Annotated in this window: 16 protein-coding genes; 4 read left to right on the top strand and 12 right to left on the bottom strand. The window is 69.7% G+C overall.

Annotation, left to right across the window (positions count from 1 at the left end):
• Window positions 1-5: 5 nt before the first annotated feature.
• The 6 genes from hisD to GGR88_RS10330 are packed head-to-tail and all read right to left on the bottom strand — an operon-like array spanning window position 6 to window position 4,750.
• Window positions 6-1,292 carry a histidinol dehydrogenase gene (hisD, locus tag GGR88_RS10355; RefSeq protein ID WP_167954656.1) on the bottom strand — a complete coding sequence of 429 codons (1,287 nt, stop codon included), beginning with the start codon at window positions 1,290-1,292 and terminating at the stop codon, window positions 6-8.
• Window positions 1,289-1,957 (bottom strand): ATP phosphoribosyltransferase, encoded by a 669-nt coding sequence (gene hisG / locus GGR88_RS10350; RefSeq protein ID WP_167954654.1) that lies wholly within the window; start codon window positions 1,955-1,957, stop codon window positions 1,289-1,291. The genes hisD and hisG overlap by 4 nt, the downstream gene beginning before the upstream one ends.
• Window positions 1,958-1,969: 12 nt before the next feature.
• Window positions 1,970-2,875 (bottom strand): alpha/beta fold hydrolase, encoded by a 906-nt coding sequence (locus GGR88_RS10345; protein WP_245196817.1) that lies wholly within the window; start codon window positions 2,873-2,875, stop codon window positions 1,970-1,972.
• Window positions 2,872-3,774: a pirin family protein gene (locus GGR88_RS10340; RefSeq protein WP_167954646.1), complete on the bottom strand. Its 903-nt coding sequence runs from the start codon at window positions 3,772-3,774 to the stop codon at window positions 2,872-2,874. The genes GGR88_RS10345 and GGR88_RS10340 overlap by 4 nt, the downstream gene beginning before the upstream one ends.
• Window positions 3,771-4,463, bottom strand: a complete 693-nt coding sequence (locus GGR88_RS10335) for a glutathione S-transferase (RefSeq protein WP_167954644.1) — start codon at window positions 4,461-4,463, stop codon at window positions 3,771-3,773. The genes GGR88_RS10340 and GGR88_RS10335 overlap by 4 nt, the downstream gene beginning before the upstream one ends.
• Window positions 4,460-4,750 carry a BolA family protein gene (locus GGR88_RS10330; RefSeq protein WP_167954642.1) on the bottom strand — a complete coding sequence of 97 codons (291 nt, stop codon included), beginning with the start codon at window positions 4,748-4,750 and terminating at the stop codon, window positions 4,460-4,462. The genes GGR88_RS10335 and GGR88_RS10330 overlap by 4 nt, the downstream gene beginning before the upstream one ends.
• Before the next feature lie 57 nt (window positions 4,751-4,807).
• Between GGR88_RS10330 and GGR88_RS10325 the strand changes: the two genes are divergently transcribed.
• Window positions 4,808-5,395 carry a J domain-containing protein gene (locus GGR88_RS10325; RefSeq protein ID WP_342449812.1) on the top strand — a complete coding sequence of 196 codons (588 nt, stop codon included), beginning with the start codon at window positions 4,808-4,810 and terminating at the stop codon, window positions 5,393-5,395.
• A 13-nt stretch (window positions 5,396-5,408) separates the two neighbouring features.
• Here the strand turns inward: GGR88_RS10325 and GGR88_RS10320 are convergent, their stop codons facing one another.
• The 6 genes from GGR88_RS10320 to GGR88_RS10295 all read right to left on the bottom strand — a co-directional run bounded on the left by GGR88_RS10320 (window position 5,409) and on the right by GGR88_RS10295 (window position 9,443).
• On the bottom strand, window positions 5,409-6,131 hold the full coding sequence (locus GGR88_RS10320; RefSeq protein WP_167954639.1) for a dihydrofolate reductase family protein: 723 nt from the start codon (window positions 6,129-6,131) through the stop codon (window positions 5,409-5,411).
• Window positions 6,131-6,613 (bottom strand): VOC family protein, encoded by a 483-nt coding sequence (locus GGR88_RS10315; protein ID WP_167954638.1) that lies wholly within the window; start codon window positions 6,611-6,613, stop codon window positions 6,131-6,133. The genes GGR88_RS10320 and GGR88_RS10315 overlap by 1 nt, the downstream gene beginning before the upstream one ends.
• Before the next feature lies 1 nt (window position 6,614).
• Complete coding sequence (locus GGR88_RS10310; protein ID WP_167954637.1) at window positions 6,615-7,406, bottom strand: VOC family protein; 792 nt, start codon at window positions 7,404-7,406, stop codon at window positions 6,615-6,617.
• An 11-nt stretch (window positions 7,407-7,417) separates the two neighbouring features.
• Entirely contained in the window at window positions 7,418-8,131 is a 714-nt protein-coding gene (locus tag GGR88_RS15675; protein WP_167954636.1) for a DUF1428 domain-containing protein, read from the bottom strand.
• A 32-nt stretch (window positions 8,132-8,163) separates the two neighbouring features.
• On the bottom strand, window positions 8,164-8,871 hold the full coding sequence (locus GGR88_RS10300) for a glutathione S-transferase family protein (protein ID WP_342449776.1): 708 nt from the start codon (window positions 8,869-8,871) through the stop codon (window positions 8,164-8,166).
• 128 nt (window positions 8,872-8,999) lie between these two features.
• Window positions 9,000-9,443 carry a VOC family protein gene (locus GGR88_RS10295; protein ID WP_167954634.1) on the bottom strand — a complete coding sequence of 148 codons (444 nt, stop codon included), beginning with the start codon at window positions 9,441-9,443 and terminating at the stop codon, window positions 9,000-9,002.
• 70 nt (window positions 9,444-9,513) lie between these two features.
• Between GGR88_RS10295 and GGR88_RS10290 the strand changes: the two genes are divergently transcribed.
• The 3 genes from GGR88_RS10290 (at window position 9,514) to cobT (ending at window position 13,107) form a co-directional block, all read left to right on the top strand.
• Window positions 9,514-10,209, top strand: coding sequence for a winged helix-turn-helix transcriptional regulator (locus GGR88_RS10290; protein ID WP_167954633.1), 696 nt, complete (start codon window positions 9,514-9,516; stop codon window positions 10,207-10,209).
• 70 nt (window positions 10,210-10,279) lie between these two features.
• Window positions 10,280-11,284 (top strand): cobaltochelatase subunit CobS, encoded by a 1,005-nt coding sequence (gene cobS / locus GGR88_RS10285; RefSeq protein WP_167954631.1) that lies wholly within the window; start codon window positions 10,280-10,282, stop codon window positions 11,282-11,284.
• Window positions 11,284-13,107 (top strand): cobaltochelatase subunit CobT, encoded by a 1,824-nt coding sequence (gene cobT, locus GGR88_RS10280; RefSeq protein WP_167954622.1) that lies wholly within the window; start codon window positions 11,284-11,286, stop codon window positions 13,105-13,107. The genes cobS and cobT overlap by 1 nt, the downstream gene beginning before the upstream one ends.
• Window positions 13,108-13,112 lie beyond the last annotated feature (5 nt).

The raw sequence follows: 13,112 nt of genomic DNA, 5'->3' as shown, positions 1-13,112 counted from the left end.
CGCGCCTAGAGCCGCTGCGCCACCGACAGAGCGTGCGCCGGAAGCCCTTCCGCTTCTGCCAGCGCGACGGCAGCAGGCCCGACGGCGGCAAGCGCGCCGGCGTCGCAACGGATGAAGCTCGTGCGCTTCATGAAGTCGAGCACCGACAGGCCGGAGGAGAAGCGCGCCCGGCGGCCGGTCGGAAGGACATGGTTCGGGCCTGCCACATAGTCGCCGATCGCCTCCGGCGTGTGCCGGCCGAGGAAGATCGACCCGGCGTGGCGCACGGCCTGGAACAGCGGTTCGGGGTCCTCGACGGCCAGCTGGAGGTGCTCGGGCGCGAGCCGGTCGATCAGCGGCGCGGCATCGATCAGCCGCTCGACGAGCAGGATGGCGCCGTTCGCGCGCCAGCTGCGCTCGGCCGTGTCCCAGGTCGCAAGCGTCGGCAGGATCCGGTCGACGGCAGCCGCGACAGCGTCGGCGAAGCCCGCGTCGTCGGTGAACAGGATCGACTGGCTGGTGGGATCATGCTCCGACTGGCTGAGCAGGTCGGCGGCGATGTGCGCCGGATCATTGTCGCGGTCGGCGACCACGACGATCTCGGACGGGCCTGCCACCATGTCGATCCCGACGGTGCCGTAGAGCTGCCGCTTGGCTTCCGCGACCCAGGCGTTGCCCGGACCGGTGATGACGTCGACGCGCCCGACCCGGTCGGTGCCGTAGGCGAGGGCGGCCACTGCCTGCGCCCCGCCGATGCGGATCACCTCGTCGATCCCGGCCAGGTGGCAGGCGGCGAGCACCAGCGGATTGACCTCGCCCTTCGGTGTCGGCGTCACCACGCGGATGCGGTCGACGCCCGCGACCTTGGCCGGCAGTGCGTTCATCAGGACGGACGACGGATAGGCCGCCCGGCCGCCGGGCACATAGAGGCCGGCCGCTTCCACCGCCGTCCACCTGGCGCCGATGCGCATGCCGGTGCTGTCTACGGCGTCCCGGTCGGCTGGCCGCTGCGCCTCGTGATAGGATCTGATCCGGTCGGTCGCGAGCACCAGCGCGTCGCGCAGCGACGGGTCGAGCGTGTCGAACGCCTGCTGCAGCTCCGCCGGCGCGATCCGCCAGCCGGTCTCGTCCAGGTCGTGCCCGTCGAACCGCTGGGTATAGGCGCGCACCGCCGCATCGCCATCGTCACGCACCGCGCGCAGGATGGCAGCGACGTCGCGGGCGACGTCGGCATCGGGCTCGCGCCGCGCATCGACAAGCGCGGCAAAGGCGCGGTCGAAGCCGGGGTTCCGGCTGTCCAGCCGCTCCGTCATGCCGCCGCCGCCTGCCGGGGATCGGCGGCCGCGCGGAACGCATCCACCAGCGGGGCGACATCCGCCCGCGTCTTGAAGGCGGCGCGATTGGCGACCAGCCGCGCGGTCACCTGGGCGATCACCTCGACCTCGACCAGGCCGTTCTCCTTCAGGGTCCGGCCGGACGAGACCAGATCGACGATGCGGTCGGCGAGCCCCAGCGTTGGGGCAAGCTCCATCGCACCGTTCAGCTTCACGATGTCGGCGCCCACGCCCTTGTCCTCGAAATGGCGCCGGGTAAGGTTCGGATATTTGGTGGCGATCCGCACATGGCTCCACTGCGCGGGGTCGTCCTCGGCGGCAAGCCCGGCCGGCTCCGCCAGCGACACGCGGCAATGCCCGATGCCGAGGTCGACGGGCGCGTAGAGCTCGGGATAGCCGAATTCGGCCACCACGTCCGACCCGACGATGCCGATCTGCGCCGCGCCATGCGCAACAAAGGTCGCCACGTCGAACGCGCGCACGCGGATCAGCTCGATGCCCGGCTGGTTGGTGGAGAAGCGCAGCGCGCGGCTGTCGTCATCCAGGAACGCCGCCTCCGGCTCGATGCCGACACGGGCGAGGAGGGGGAGCGCTTCTGACAGAAGGCGGCCCTTGGGCAGGGCGAGGACGATTGGGGGTGCCATGGGAGCGGCGACTTAAGGGGTGGTCGGGCGCGCGGCAAGAAAGCTCCGGATCGCCGCGGTCACTGCGTCCGGTGCCTCCCACGGCACGAAGTGGCCGGCATCGATCCGCTCGACCGAAAGGTCGTCCACAAGCGTGTCGAGCCCGTCGAGCTGAAGCGGCAGCAGCGCATCGTCGCGCGTGCCCCAGACGACCAGCGTCGGCACCGTGATGCGCGGGAAGGGAGCAAGCGTCCATTCCGGCCGACGCGCCGGCCGGCCGGGGCGCGGCACGGCAAAGGGCGCCGCCCGGTACCAGTTGAGCATGGCCGTGAGCGCACCGGGCCGCCGCCAGTCCGCCAGCGTCCGCTGCCGCTCGCCCGGATCGATCAGCCCGCGCCGGAACTGCCGCCCGAACAATCGGTCATAGAGCCGCTCCAGGCCATAGATCCTGGCGGCAAGCTCCACCCCCGGCACGCGGAACAGCCGGATATAGCTGGACGCCCGGCGCTGCGCGTCGCTGTCCACCAGGCTGCGCTGGAAGACGAGCGGGTGCGGCGCGTTGGCGATGACGAGGCGGCTGATCCGCTCCGGCCGGTCGAGCGCCGCCGCCCACCCGACCGCGCCACCCCAGTCGTGCGCCGCAAGCGTGAAGCGATCGATGCCGAGCGCATCGGCAAGCGCGAACACGTCCGCCGTCAGCTTCTGGATGCGATAGGCGCCGGTGCCGGACGGCTTGTCGGACAGGCCGTAGCCGCGCTGGCTGGGCGCGATCACCCGGTGATCGCGGTCAAGATCGGCGATCTGGTGCCGCCAGGTACGGTTCGATTCCGGGAAGCCGTGAAGGAAGATGATCGGCGGCGCGTCGGCCGGACCCGCGACAACCGTGTCCAGCCGGACGCCGGTTGCGAGCGGCACCATCTGCGTCGGACGCGTGCTCAAGGATAGCTGACCGTTTTCGGCACCTCGGGCAACGGGATGTGCTCCGTGCTGTCACCGGGGATGAGCGGGAAGCGGCCCGCCTTCCAGTCCTCCTTTGCCTGGCGGATGCGGTCGCGGCTGGACGACACGAAGTTCCACCAGACGTGGCGGGGGGTCGCAAAGGCGCTGCCGCCCGCGATCATCACCCGGCCGCCCCGGGCGGAGCGCAGCGTCGCGCGGATGCCGGGGCGCAGCACGTAAAGCCGCTGCGGCTCCAGCGGCAGGCCGTCGATGCTCGCCTCGCCGTCCGCCAGGTAGACGCAGCGTTCCTCCGCCGCGTCGTCGACCGGAACCTGCGCGCCGGGGGCAAGGCGCACGTCGCCGTAGATCGTCTCGGCATGGCAGGTGGTGCGTGCGGTCTGGCCCCACAGCGTCCCCATGATGACCCGCGCAATCGCGCCCCCGGACGAGATCTCCGGAAGCTCGCCTGCGCCCAGATGCTCGAAGGCGGGATCGATCTCCTCCTTTTCCTCCGGCATGGCGAGCCAGGTCTGGATGCCCGACAGCTGCGGACCTGCCACGCGCTCCGCCTCCGGGGAGCGTTCGCTGTGCGCGATCCCGGATCCGGCCGTCATCAGGTTGACCGCGCCCGGCTCGATCGTCTGGAACGTGCCAAGCGAATCCCGGTGGTCGAACGCGCCGGTGAACAGATAGGTGACCGTGGACAGGCCGATGTGCGGATGCGGGCGCACGTCGACGCCTTGGCCGACTTCCAGGTGTGCAGGGCCCATCTGGTCGAAGAACACGAACGGGCCGACCATGGTGCGCGGGCGGGACGGCAGCGTGCGGTACACCTTGAACCCGCCGAGGTCGTGGGTGGTGGGCTCGATCGTCTGCAGGATGAGGTCGTCGCGGGTCATGCGCCGTCAAGCTCCGGATAGTGGCGGAAGATGCCGTCCTCGTTGAACGGGATGCGCCGCGCGCTTTGCAGATAGGCGGCGATCTCCGGCAGGTCGCGGACACGCGCGACGAGACGGCCGACGTTCGGATGGTCGTCGGCGATTGCCGCCATCCGCGTCGGAAAGGCGTAACGCAGCCCCTCCACCAGCTGGAACAGCGACAGGTCGGCATAGGTCCACCCCTCGCCGACCAGCCATCCGGATGGGCTGATCGCACCCTCGAAATGGTCCAGATAAGCCGGGATGCGGTCGGTGCGGAACTGGGCGGCGGCGCGCGCGGCCTCCGCCTTCTGATCCTCGTAATAGTCGCCGACCCCGACCGGGTGGTGGACGTCGTGCGCTTCGGCGACGACGTCCGCGATCGTCAGCTGGATTTGCTGGACGGCGTAGCGCGCATCGCCCGCGCCGCCGCGGCCGTGCCGGTCGGCAAGGAAGAGGAGGATGGTGGCGACCTGGCTGACGACGGTGTCGCCGGCCACCAGGTAGGGCGGAGCATAGACCTGGCGATGCCGGTCCATGTCAGCCATCAGCGCATCGTCGCCATCCTCGCGCGTGCGGTCGCGATAGGTCTGCCCCAGCGCTTCAAGGAACAGCCGCACGAACTCGCCGCGGCCCTGGATCGGCGACCAGTACCACAGGTCATAGGTCATTGCGGCTCGCCGGGCGCCCGCGCGACGATGGCCAGCGCATGGACGCGTTCGGCCAGCAGGTCGGCCAGCGCGCGATTGACCATGCGCTGCCGCTGGACGCGCGACTGGCCGGCAAAGGCGTCCGCCTCGATCCTCACGGTGAAGTGGCTTTCGCCGCGCGCGTCGTGCCCGGCATGCCCGCGATGCAGCTCGCTGTCGTCGGCGACATCCAGGCGCGTGGGGGAAAGCGCGGCGATCAGCCGCTTCTCGATCTCGGCCGCGACCGGGCCTCTCAAACCACCTGTCATTGCGCCTATATAGACCCTTTTTGCTGCTTTCGGAGGAAGAGTTTGCCGCGCGGAAGGATCCCGAAGGACAGGCCGGGCCAGCGTTTCCATGGGCGGGTCGAGCGGGACGATACCTGTGATGCGCCGGGCTGCGTTGCCGCCGGCGAATTTCGTGCCCCGCCGGAGGCGGGTGCGTCCGGCGCGGACGGTCCGCCCCGGTGGCGCTGGTTGTGCCTGGATCATGTGCGTGAGTTCAACGCCGGCTATAACTTCTTTGCCGGCATGAGCACGGACGAGATCGAGGCCGCGCAGCGCCCCACCGCCGCGTGGGAGCGGGAGACGCGCGCCTTTGCCCATTCGGGGGGTGACGCGCCGCCGCGCTGGTCGGACTTTGCCGATCCGCTCGATGCCATCCAGGGGCGCTTCGGCCAGGTCCGGCAGCCCGACCGCAAGGACGGCAAGCCGTTGTCGGCGGCGGATCGCCGCGCGCTGAAGGTGCTTGGGCTGGATGCGGACGCCGACCGCAAGGCGCTCCGCTCGCACTATTCGGAGCTGGTGCGCAAGTTCCACCCGGATCGCAACGGCGGCGACCGCGGGCACGAGGCCGCATTGCAGGAAGTCATCACCGCCTATCAGCAGCTGAAGGGCGCGGCGGCGTTCGCCTGACCCGCCGGGCGGCCTACCAGCGTCCCTCCGCCATGGCGCGTTGCCGTGCCTCCTCCCGCGCGCTGGTCGATTGCGGGCCGGCCCACCCCTGCTCGACGGCGCCTGCCGGCGCATAGCGGGCGATGATCGCGCCCGACGGGGTCGTGCGCTGGTCGCGGAGGTGGAGCGCACGGGGCGGCGTCGGCTCCGGGAACAGCCGCTTGCCGGTCCCGAGCACGACCGGGAAGGTCATCACCGTCAGCTCGTCGATCAACCCGTCGGCCAGAAGCGCCGGATAGAGCGTGCTGCTGCCCTGGATCACCATGTCCGGCCCATCGCCCTCCTTCACCGCGCGCAGGGCCGCGAGGTCGGGAAGGAGATGGCTGTTCGACCATCCAAGGTCCGGCTGACCGCGGCTGAGCACATATTTGGTGGCGCGGGTGAAGGCGTCGCCCATCTCGATCGCCGCCTGCTCGCCATCGTCGCGGCCGGTCCGATCGAACACCTCGCCGATGCCGGTCGCCGCGCCGCCGACAAAGGGCCAGTAGGCCGCGAAGATGTCGTAGGTGCGCCGCCCCAGCAGCAGATCATAGGATCCGTCGAACACGGCGCCGATCGCCGCGCCCACATCCTCGTCAAAGAACTGCGGCAGCCAGCCGCCATGCGCAAAGCCGCCGGTCGGATCCTCGGTCGGGCCGCCCGGTGCCTGGACCACGCCGTCCAGCGACATGAAGACTGCGCCGCGAATGGTCCGCATCAGCCGTCGCCCCGCCGTGCGGCCTCGATCGCCGCGACGTCCAGCTTCTGCATTGTCGACATCGCGGCAAAGGCGCGCTCCGCCTTCGCGCCCCCGGCGGCAAGCGCCTCCATCAGGATGCGGGGCGTGATCTGCCAGGAGAAGCCCCAGCGGTCCTTGCACCAGCCGCAGTCGCTCGCCTGCCCGCCGGCCGAGACGATGGCGTCCCAGTACCGGTCTGTTTCCGCCTGGTCTTCCGTCACCACCATGAAGCTAACGGCCTCGTTGGGGCGGAAGGTGGGACCGCCGTTCAGCCCTTGGAAGGGCCGGCCGAGCACGGTGAACTCGACCAGGATCTCGTCGCCCGCCTGACCGGATGGATAGTCGCCGGGCGCGGCGACGCCGCTGTTGACATGGCTGTCGGGAAAAGTGGCGGCGTAGAACTCCGCCGCCTCTCTCGCCTGGCCCTTGTCGAACCACAGGACGGTGTTGAGCTTTTCCAAGTCAGGCTCCTCCGCGACGGCCGACGAGCCCGACCTGCGCGCCCTGCGGATCGGTCAGGATCGCAGAATAGCTGCCGCCCGGGATCTCGGCCGGGCCGTGCAGCACCGCGCCGCCGCCGTTCCGGGCACGCTCCACCGCCGCGTCGATGTCCTCGACATGGAAATAATAGGTCCAGCCGGGTCGCCCGTCCGGCGGGGTGCCCCACAGCGCACCGTGCGTGCTCCGCGGGCCCGCCAGGAAGCGGTACTCGCCAAGCTCGCCCATCGGCATCCCGCCGGCCTGGGTCCAGCCGAACTGCGCGCCGTAGAAGCCGAGCGCGGCGTCCGGGTCGGGCGCGCTCAGCTCGTTCCAAACGGCATGGCCGACGGTGGAGGGGCCGTCGTGCTCCTGCGCAGGCAGGAAGGCGCGGCTGTCCTCGTCGCTGTCGCCGTGCATGACGTAGAACGGCAGGCCGTCCGGATCGGCCACCATCGCCATGCGGCCGACCCCGTCCATCGTCATCGCAGGCATGTGGACGCTGCCGCCGGCTGCCTCGACCTTGGCGACGGCCGCGTCCACGTCATCGACGCCGACATAGCCCAGCCAGACGGCGGCGCCCGGCATCTCGGCCGTGCGCTGCATCAGCCCGCCGACGGCCACACCGTCAGGGGCGGTGAGAATGCGGTAATCGATGCCGGGCATCCCGGATCCGGCCACCGACCAGCCGATCACGTCGGCGTAGAAGGCCTGCGCCGCGTCTGCATCGGTGGTCAGCAGTTCATACCAGATGTGCTCGCCATGCGGGTTTGCCATCGTCTCTCTCCTCAGGCGTCGACGATCGGCGTGAAGCCGCCGAAGATCATGCGCTTCCCGTCGAACGGCGCGTCCTGTCCGTTCATCCGCTCGTCGGCCATCACCTTCTCCCAGCCGGCGTCGCGCGTCGCCTTGTCGGGCCATTCGACCCAGCCGAAGGCCGGCACCTCCTCGCCTTCGGCCAGGACGGCGCGGAAGAAGTCGGTATGCTCGCCCCGGCTGACGTCGTCGGCCACCGCATCCATCACCCGCAGCGCGCCATGCTCGATGAACGGGTCGGCGACCGCGCGCGAGAAACTGGCATAGGCGTCGCGCGCGTTCCCGGCGATCGGCACCACCACGCCGTCCACATAGCCGGTTCCGGTCCCCCGTCCTGCGTCGCTGACGCTGTCGAAGCCGCCCCACATCATGCGCTTGCCGTCGAACGGCATCGACTTGCCGACCTCCTCCATCCGCGGATCGGTCATGATGCGCTGGACGGCCGCGTCCCGCGTCGCCTTGTCGGGATATTCGATCCAGGAAAAAACGACCGTCTCGTCCTCCGCCGCGTTGACGGCCATCCAGAGGTCGTTGAGCTTGCCGCGCGCGACGTCCTCGCCCCACGCCTCCACCATGCGGGTCGCCCCGAACTCCTTGAACAGCGGCACGGCCTCGTTGGCATGCGCGACGTAGGCGTCCTTCTTGGCGGTCGGCACGGGGGTCAGAAAGCCTTCGACATAGGTCATCGTCTCTCTCCTTCAGGGTATGGGGCCGGGTTTCAGGCGAGCTCCGCCTGCTTGCGGGCGATCTCCGCCATCCAGGCGTCAAAGCCGGGCGGGGGCGATCCGGTGAAGCCCGCCATCTGCGCGGCAAGCGCCCGTCCGAACGCAGGACGCGCGGTGCCGCGCGCAACATAGTCGACGAGGTTTGGATGCGGATCGAGCAGCCCGTCGTCCGCGACGATGCGCAGCACGCTGACCATCATCAGGTCGCCGGCGGTGAAATCGTCACCGTCCAGCCACGGCCGGTCCCCCAGCCGCCGCGACAGCTCGCCCAAGCGTCCGTCGATCCGCGCGAGAACGGATGCCAGCCGCGGCCGGGACCAGCCCTCCGCCACCTCGAAGATCGTCACCAGCGCATGGTCGGCGATGGGCGGCTCCACCGTGTTGAGCGCCGCGAACATCCATTCCACCGCCCGCGCCCGCGCCGCCGGATCCGCCGGCAGCAGCCCGGGGTGCACCGTTGCGATGTGATGCACGATCGCGCCCGACTCGAAGAGCACCAGGTCGCCCTCCTCATAGGTCGGAACCTGGCCAAAGGGCTGGCAGGCGCGGTGGGCATCCTTCTTCTGCTGGCCCTGGCGCAGATAGCGGACCTCATAAGGCTGCCCGACCTCCTCCAGCGCCCAGCGCACGCGCAGGTCGCGCACCTGGCCCTTGGCGAAGTCGGGAACCCAGTCGAAGGCGGTGATGACGGGCGTGCTCACGAAACTGGACCTTTCGATCATGGAACAAGGGGAAGCGCCGGCCAGGCGACCATCGCCAGCGCGGTCACGGCGAACGCGGCGGCGGCCACGGCAAAGGCGTCGCGGTGCCGGCGCATCGCCATCCGCCTTCAGGCAGCCGCTGCCGGCTCGGCGGCGGCGGCATCGGCGGGCGGCGTCATCGCGGCCGCATCCATCCAGACCGTCTCCCAGACATGCCCGTCCGGATCCTCGAACGCCCCGCCGTACATGAAGCCCTGGTCCTCGATCGCGCGCGTCTCCCTGCCGCCGGCGCCGCGCGCCAGATCGTGGATCCGGTCCACCCCGGCCTTGTCGTCGAACGACAGGCAGAGCAGCACGCCGCTGGTGGTCTTGGCGTCGATGATCCGCTTGTCGGTGAAGGTCGAATAGAAGCCGTGATCGAGCAGCATGACGCTGATCGTCTCCGACCACGCCATCGCGGACGCCTGGTCGTTGGAAAAGGCGGCGTTCCTCCGGAAACCGATCGCCTCGTAGAAGGCCGTGCTTCGCGCCACGTCCGTGACCGGCAGGTTCACGAAAATCATCTTCGGCATCTGTTCCTCCCTCATCTTGCTGCGACTCGGCGCTTGCGATTGGTGCCTCATGTGGTTAGTTAAAACAACCATGAAGTTAGAAAATGTAACTGAGTTATCGAGGTCGCGCGTCCGGCAGGGCTATGACGATGCCTGCGGCACGGCGCTGGCGCTCGACTTCATCGGCGAGCGCTGGTCGCTTCTGGTCATGCGGGAACTGGTCTACGGGCCCCGCCGCTTCGGCGAGATCCGGGCCAACCTGCCGGGGATCAGCGCCAACGTGCTCACGCAACGGCTCGAAAAGCTCGCCGAAACCGGCATCATCGTGCGTCGCATGCTGCCGTCACCGGCAAATGTGCAGGTCTATGCGCTGACGCCGTGGGGGCTCCAGGCGGCGCCCCTGATGCGGGATCTCGGCCGCTGGGCGGCGCAGTCCCGCCGGCACGATCCGCTCCTGTTCATGTCGCCGGCGTCCGCGATGATGTCGCTGGAAACGCTCGTCGACCCGGCCAAGCTCGCCGACATGCCCCCAACGTCCATCGCCTTTCGCTTCCCCGACGACGCCTTTGTGCTCCGCACGGACGCCGGCTCGCTCGTCATCCGGCGGGAGGAGGGGGCGGCGACCGACGTCGTCTTGACCGGCACGACGATGGCCATGCGGGTGTCGATCTACGGCAAGCTGCCCTTGGACGCGGACGGGACCGGCGGCGGCATGGCGGTGGCCGGCGACATGGACCGGGCGCGCCGCTTCGTTGACCTGTTCCGCCTGCCGGAGAAGATCGACTGATCCTGCGTCCGGATGGTTGAGAAAAGCGTTCGGCATGCCCTAAGGCAGCGGCGAAAGGCCCATTGCTCCCATGATCGATCTTCCGAACGCCCAACCCGACAGTCGTGACACGGTGCTGATGGCGGCGCCCGACCGCACCGCATCGGTGCGCGATCTGTTCGGCATCGACACGGACATGACCGTGCCCGCCTTTTCGGAGGCGGACGAGCGGGTGCCCGACCTCGATCCCGCCTATGTGTTCGATCCGGACACGACGCTGGCGGTTCTGGCGGGCTTCTCCAACAACCGCCGCGTCATGGTGCAGGGCTATCATGGCACCGGCAAGTCGACCCACATCGAACAGGTCGCCGCCCGGCTGAAATGGCCGTGCATCCGCATCAACCTGGACGCGCACATCAGCCGCATCGACCTGATCGGCCGCGACGCCATCGTGCTGCGCGACGGCGCGCAGGTGACGGAGTTCCGCGAAGGCCTGCTGCCCTGGGCGCTGCAGACGCCGACCGCGCTGGTGTTCGATGAATATGATGCGGGCCGGCCAGACGTCATGTTCGTGATCCAGCGCGTGCTGGAGGCGGAGGGCAAGCTGACGCTGCTCGACCAGAACCGCGTGATCCGCGCCAATCCCTGGTTCCGGCTGTTCGCCACCGCCAACACGGTCGGCCTGGGCGACACCACCGGGCTCTACCATGGCACGCAGCAGATCAATCAGGGCCAGATGGACCGATGGAACATCGTGGTCACGCTCAACTATCTGCCGGCCGCGACCGAAGCGCGCATCGTGCTCGCCAAGTCGGGCGAATATGACAAGCCCGACGGCAAGGAGACGGTGGACCGGATGGTGAAGGTCGCCGAGCTGACGCGGCGCGGCTTCATGAACGGCGATATCTCCACCGTGATGAGCCCGCGCACGGTGATCGCCTGGGCGCAGAACGCGCTCATCTTCAAGGATGTCGGCTTCGCCTTCCGGCTGAGCTTCCTCAACAAGTGCGACGAGGCGGAGCGCGGCACGGTGGCCGAATATTACCAGCGCGTGTTCGGCAAGGACCTGCCGGAGGGCGTGGCGAAGCAGGCCTGATGGCGGATCGGTCGGCCTTGGACGAATTCCGCGCGGCGCTGGCGGGCGCCGCGCGCGCGCTGGCCGATGATCCGGATGTCGAGCTGGGTTTCACCACGGAGGCGTCCTCCGCCCGCGGCCGGTCGATCAAGGTCACGACGCCGGCGCGCGCGCTGCCGCCCGAGGCGGTGGCCGAGGCGCGCGGGCAGGCGGACGGATTTGCCATCCGCATGCGCCACCACGACGCGGCTCTCCACGCGCGCGGCGCCCCTGCGGACGCGGTCGCGCGCGCCGTGTTCGACGCGGCGGAAGGCGCGCGGGTGGAGGCGATCGGCAGCCGCGGCATGGCGGGCGTCGCCGCCAATCTCAGCCACAGCCTCGGCCAGCGGCTGCGCAGCGACCCGATCGGCCGGGCGCGCGGCGCCGACGAGGTTCCGCTGTCCACCGCCGTGGGCCTTGTCGTCCGCGAACGGCTGACGGGGCTGAAACCCCCCGCCCATGCCGAACGCGGGCTGGGGATGGTGCGCGACTGGATCGAGGACAAGGCCGGCGTCGGGCTCGACGCGCTGCCCGCTGTGCTGGACGATCAGGCCGCTTTCCAGAAGCTCACCCGCAAGCTCCTGGAGGATCTGGAGCTGGTCGAGGGCCAGCCCGCCAGCGAGGAGCCGGAGGACGAGGGCGGCGACGAGCAGGAACAGCCGGGCGAGGACGAAGGCGAGGACGACCAGCAGGGCGAGGGCGCGGCCCCGCCCGATCCGTCCGAGATGCGGGTGGAGCAGGGCGATCCGCAGGAGGGCGAGGGCGAGGCCGAAGGTGAGGCCGACATGCTCGATGACGGCGACGGCGATCCCGCGCCCGGCGAGATGGAGGGGGAGGCGCCCTCCCGCCCCAACCGGCCGCTTGGCGAGCCGCCGATGGGGCTCGACTACCGCGCCTTCACCACCCGCTTCGACGAGGTGATCGAAGCGCGAGAGCTCTGCGACGAGGAGGAGCTGGGCCGGCTTCGCGCCTATCTGGACCAGCAGCTCGTGCATCTTCAGGGCGCCGTCACGAAGCTCGCCAACCGGCTGCAGCGGCGGCTGATGGCGCAGCAGTCACGGAGCTGGGACTTCGACCAGGAAGAAGGATTGCTCGATGCCGCCCGGCTGGCGCGCGTCGTCGTCAACCCCGGCCAGTCGCTGTCCTACAAGGTGGAGCGGGAGACCGAGTTCAGGGACACCGTCGTCACGCTGCTGATCGACAATTCCGGATCGATGCGCGGCCGGCCGATCTCCATCGCCGCCATTTCCGCCGACATCCTGGCGCGCACGCTGGAACGGTGCGGCATCAAGACGGAGATCCTGGGCTTCACCACCCGTGCCTGGAAGGGCGGGCAATCGCGTGAGGCCTGGTTGGCGGAAGGGCGTCCACCCGCGCCCGGCCGGCTCAACGACCTGCGCCACATCGTCTACAAGCGCGCCGACGAACCGTGGCGGCGCGCGCGCAAGTCGCTGGGCCTGATGATGCGCGAAGGGCTCCTGAAGGAGAACATCGACGGCGAGGCGTTGATGTGGGCGCATGGCCGGCTGCTGGCGCGCCCGGAAGAGCGCAAGATGCTGATGGTCATCTCCGACGGCGCGCCCGTCGACGATTCGACGCTGTCGGTGAACAGCGGAAGCTATCTGGAGCGGCACCTGCGCGGCGTGATCGGCTGGATCGAAGGCAAGTCGCCGGTGGAGCTGGTGGCGATCGGCATCGGCCACGACGTGAACCGCTATTATTCGCGGGCGGTGACGATCATGGATGCCGAACAGCTGGGCGGCACCATCATCGAGCAGCTGGCCCAGCTGTTCGAGACGCCCTGATCCCG

The sequence above is a fragment of the Sphingomonas jejuensis genome (genome assembly GCF_011927695.1).
Lineage (GTDB): Bacteria > Pseudomonadota > Alphaproteobacteria > Sphingomonadales > Sphingomonadaceae > Sphingomonas_K > Sphingomonas_K jejuensis.
Note: the sequence above shows the minus strand (reverse complement) of the source record. Positions and strands in the feature narration are given on the sequence as shown.

Coding starts and splice junctions, on each gene's coding strand:
- cobS (WP_167954631.1), top strand. CDS start 10,280: ATGATCGATCTTCCGAACGCCCAACCCGACAGTCGTGACACGGTGCTG.
- GGR88_RS10290 (WP_167954633.1), top strand. CDS start 9,514: ATGAAGTTAGAAAATGTAACTGAGTTATCGAGGTCGCGCGTCCGGCAG.
- GGR88_RS10335 (WP_167954644.1), bottom strand. CDS start 4,463: ATGACCTATGACCTGTGGTACTGGTCGCCGATCCAGGGCCGCGGCGAG.
- GGR88_RS10320 (WP_167954639.1), bottom strand. CDS start 6,131: ATGCGGACCATTCGCGGCGCAGTCTTCATGTCGCTGGACGGCGTGGTC.
- GGR88_RS15675 (WP_167954636.1), bottom strand. CDS start 8,131: ATGACCTATGTCGAAGGCTTTCTGACCCCCGTGCCGACCGCCAAGAAG.
- cobT (WP_167954622.1), top strand. CDS start 11,284: ATGGCGGATCGGTCGGCCTTGGACGAATTCCGCGCGGCGCTGGCGGGC.
- GGR88_RS10330 (WP_167954642.1), bottom strand. CDS start 4,750: ATGACAGGTGGTTTGAGAGGCCCGGTCGCGGCCGAGATCGAGAAGCGG.
- GGR88_RS10295 (WP_167954634.1), bottom strand. CDS start 9,443: ATGCCGAAGATGATTTTCGTGAACCTGCCGGTCACGGACGTGGCGCGA.
- hisD (WP_167954656.1), bottom strand. CDS start 1,292: ATGACGGAGCGGCTGGACAGCCGGAACCCCGGCTTCGACCGCGCCTTT.
- GGR88_RS10310 (WP_167954637.1), bottom strand. CDS start 7,406: ATGGCAAACCCGCATGGCGAGCACATCTGGTATGAACTGCTGACCACC.
- GGR88_RS10340 (WP_167954646.1), bottom strand. CDS start 3,774: ATGACCCGCGACGACCTCATCCTGCAGACGATCGAGCCCACCACCCAC.
- hisG (WP_167954654.1), bottom strand. CDS start 1,957: ATGGCACCCCCAATCGTCCTCGCCCTGCCCAAGGGCCGCCTTCTGTCA.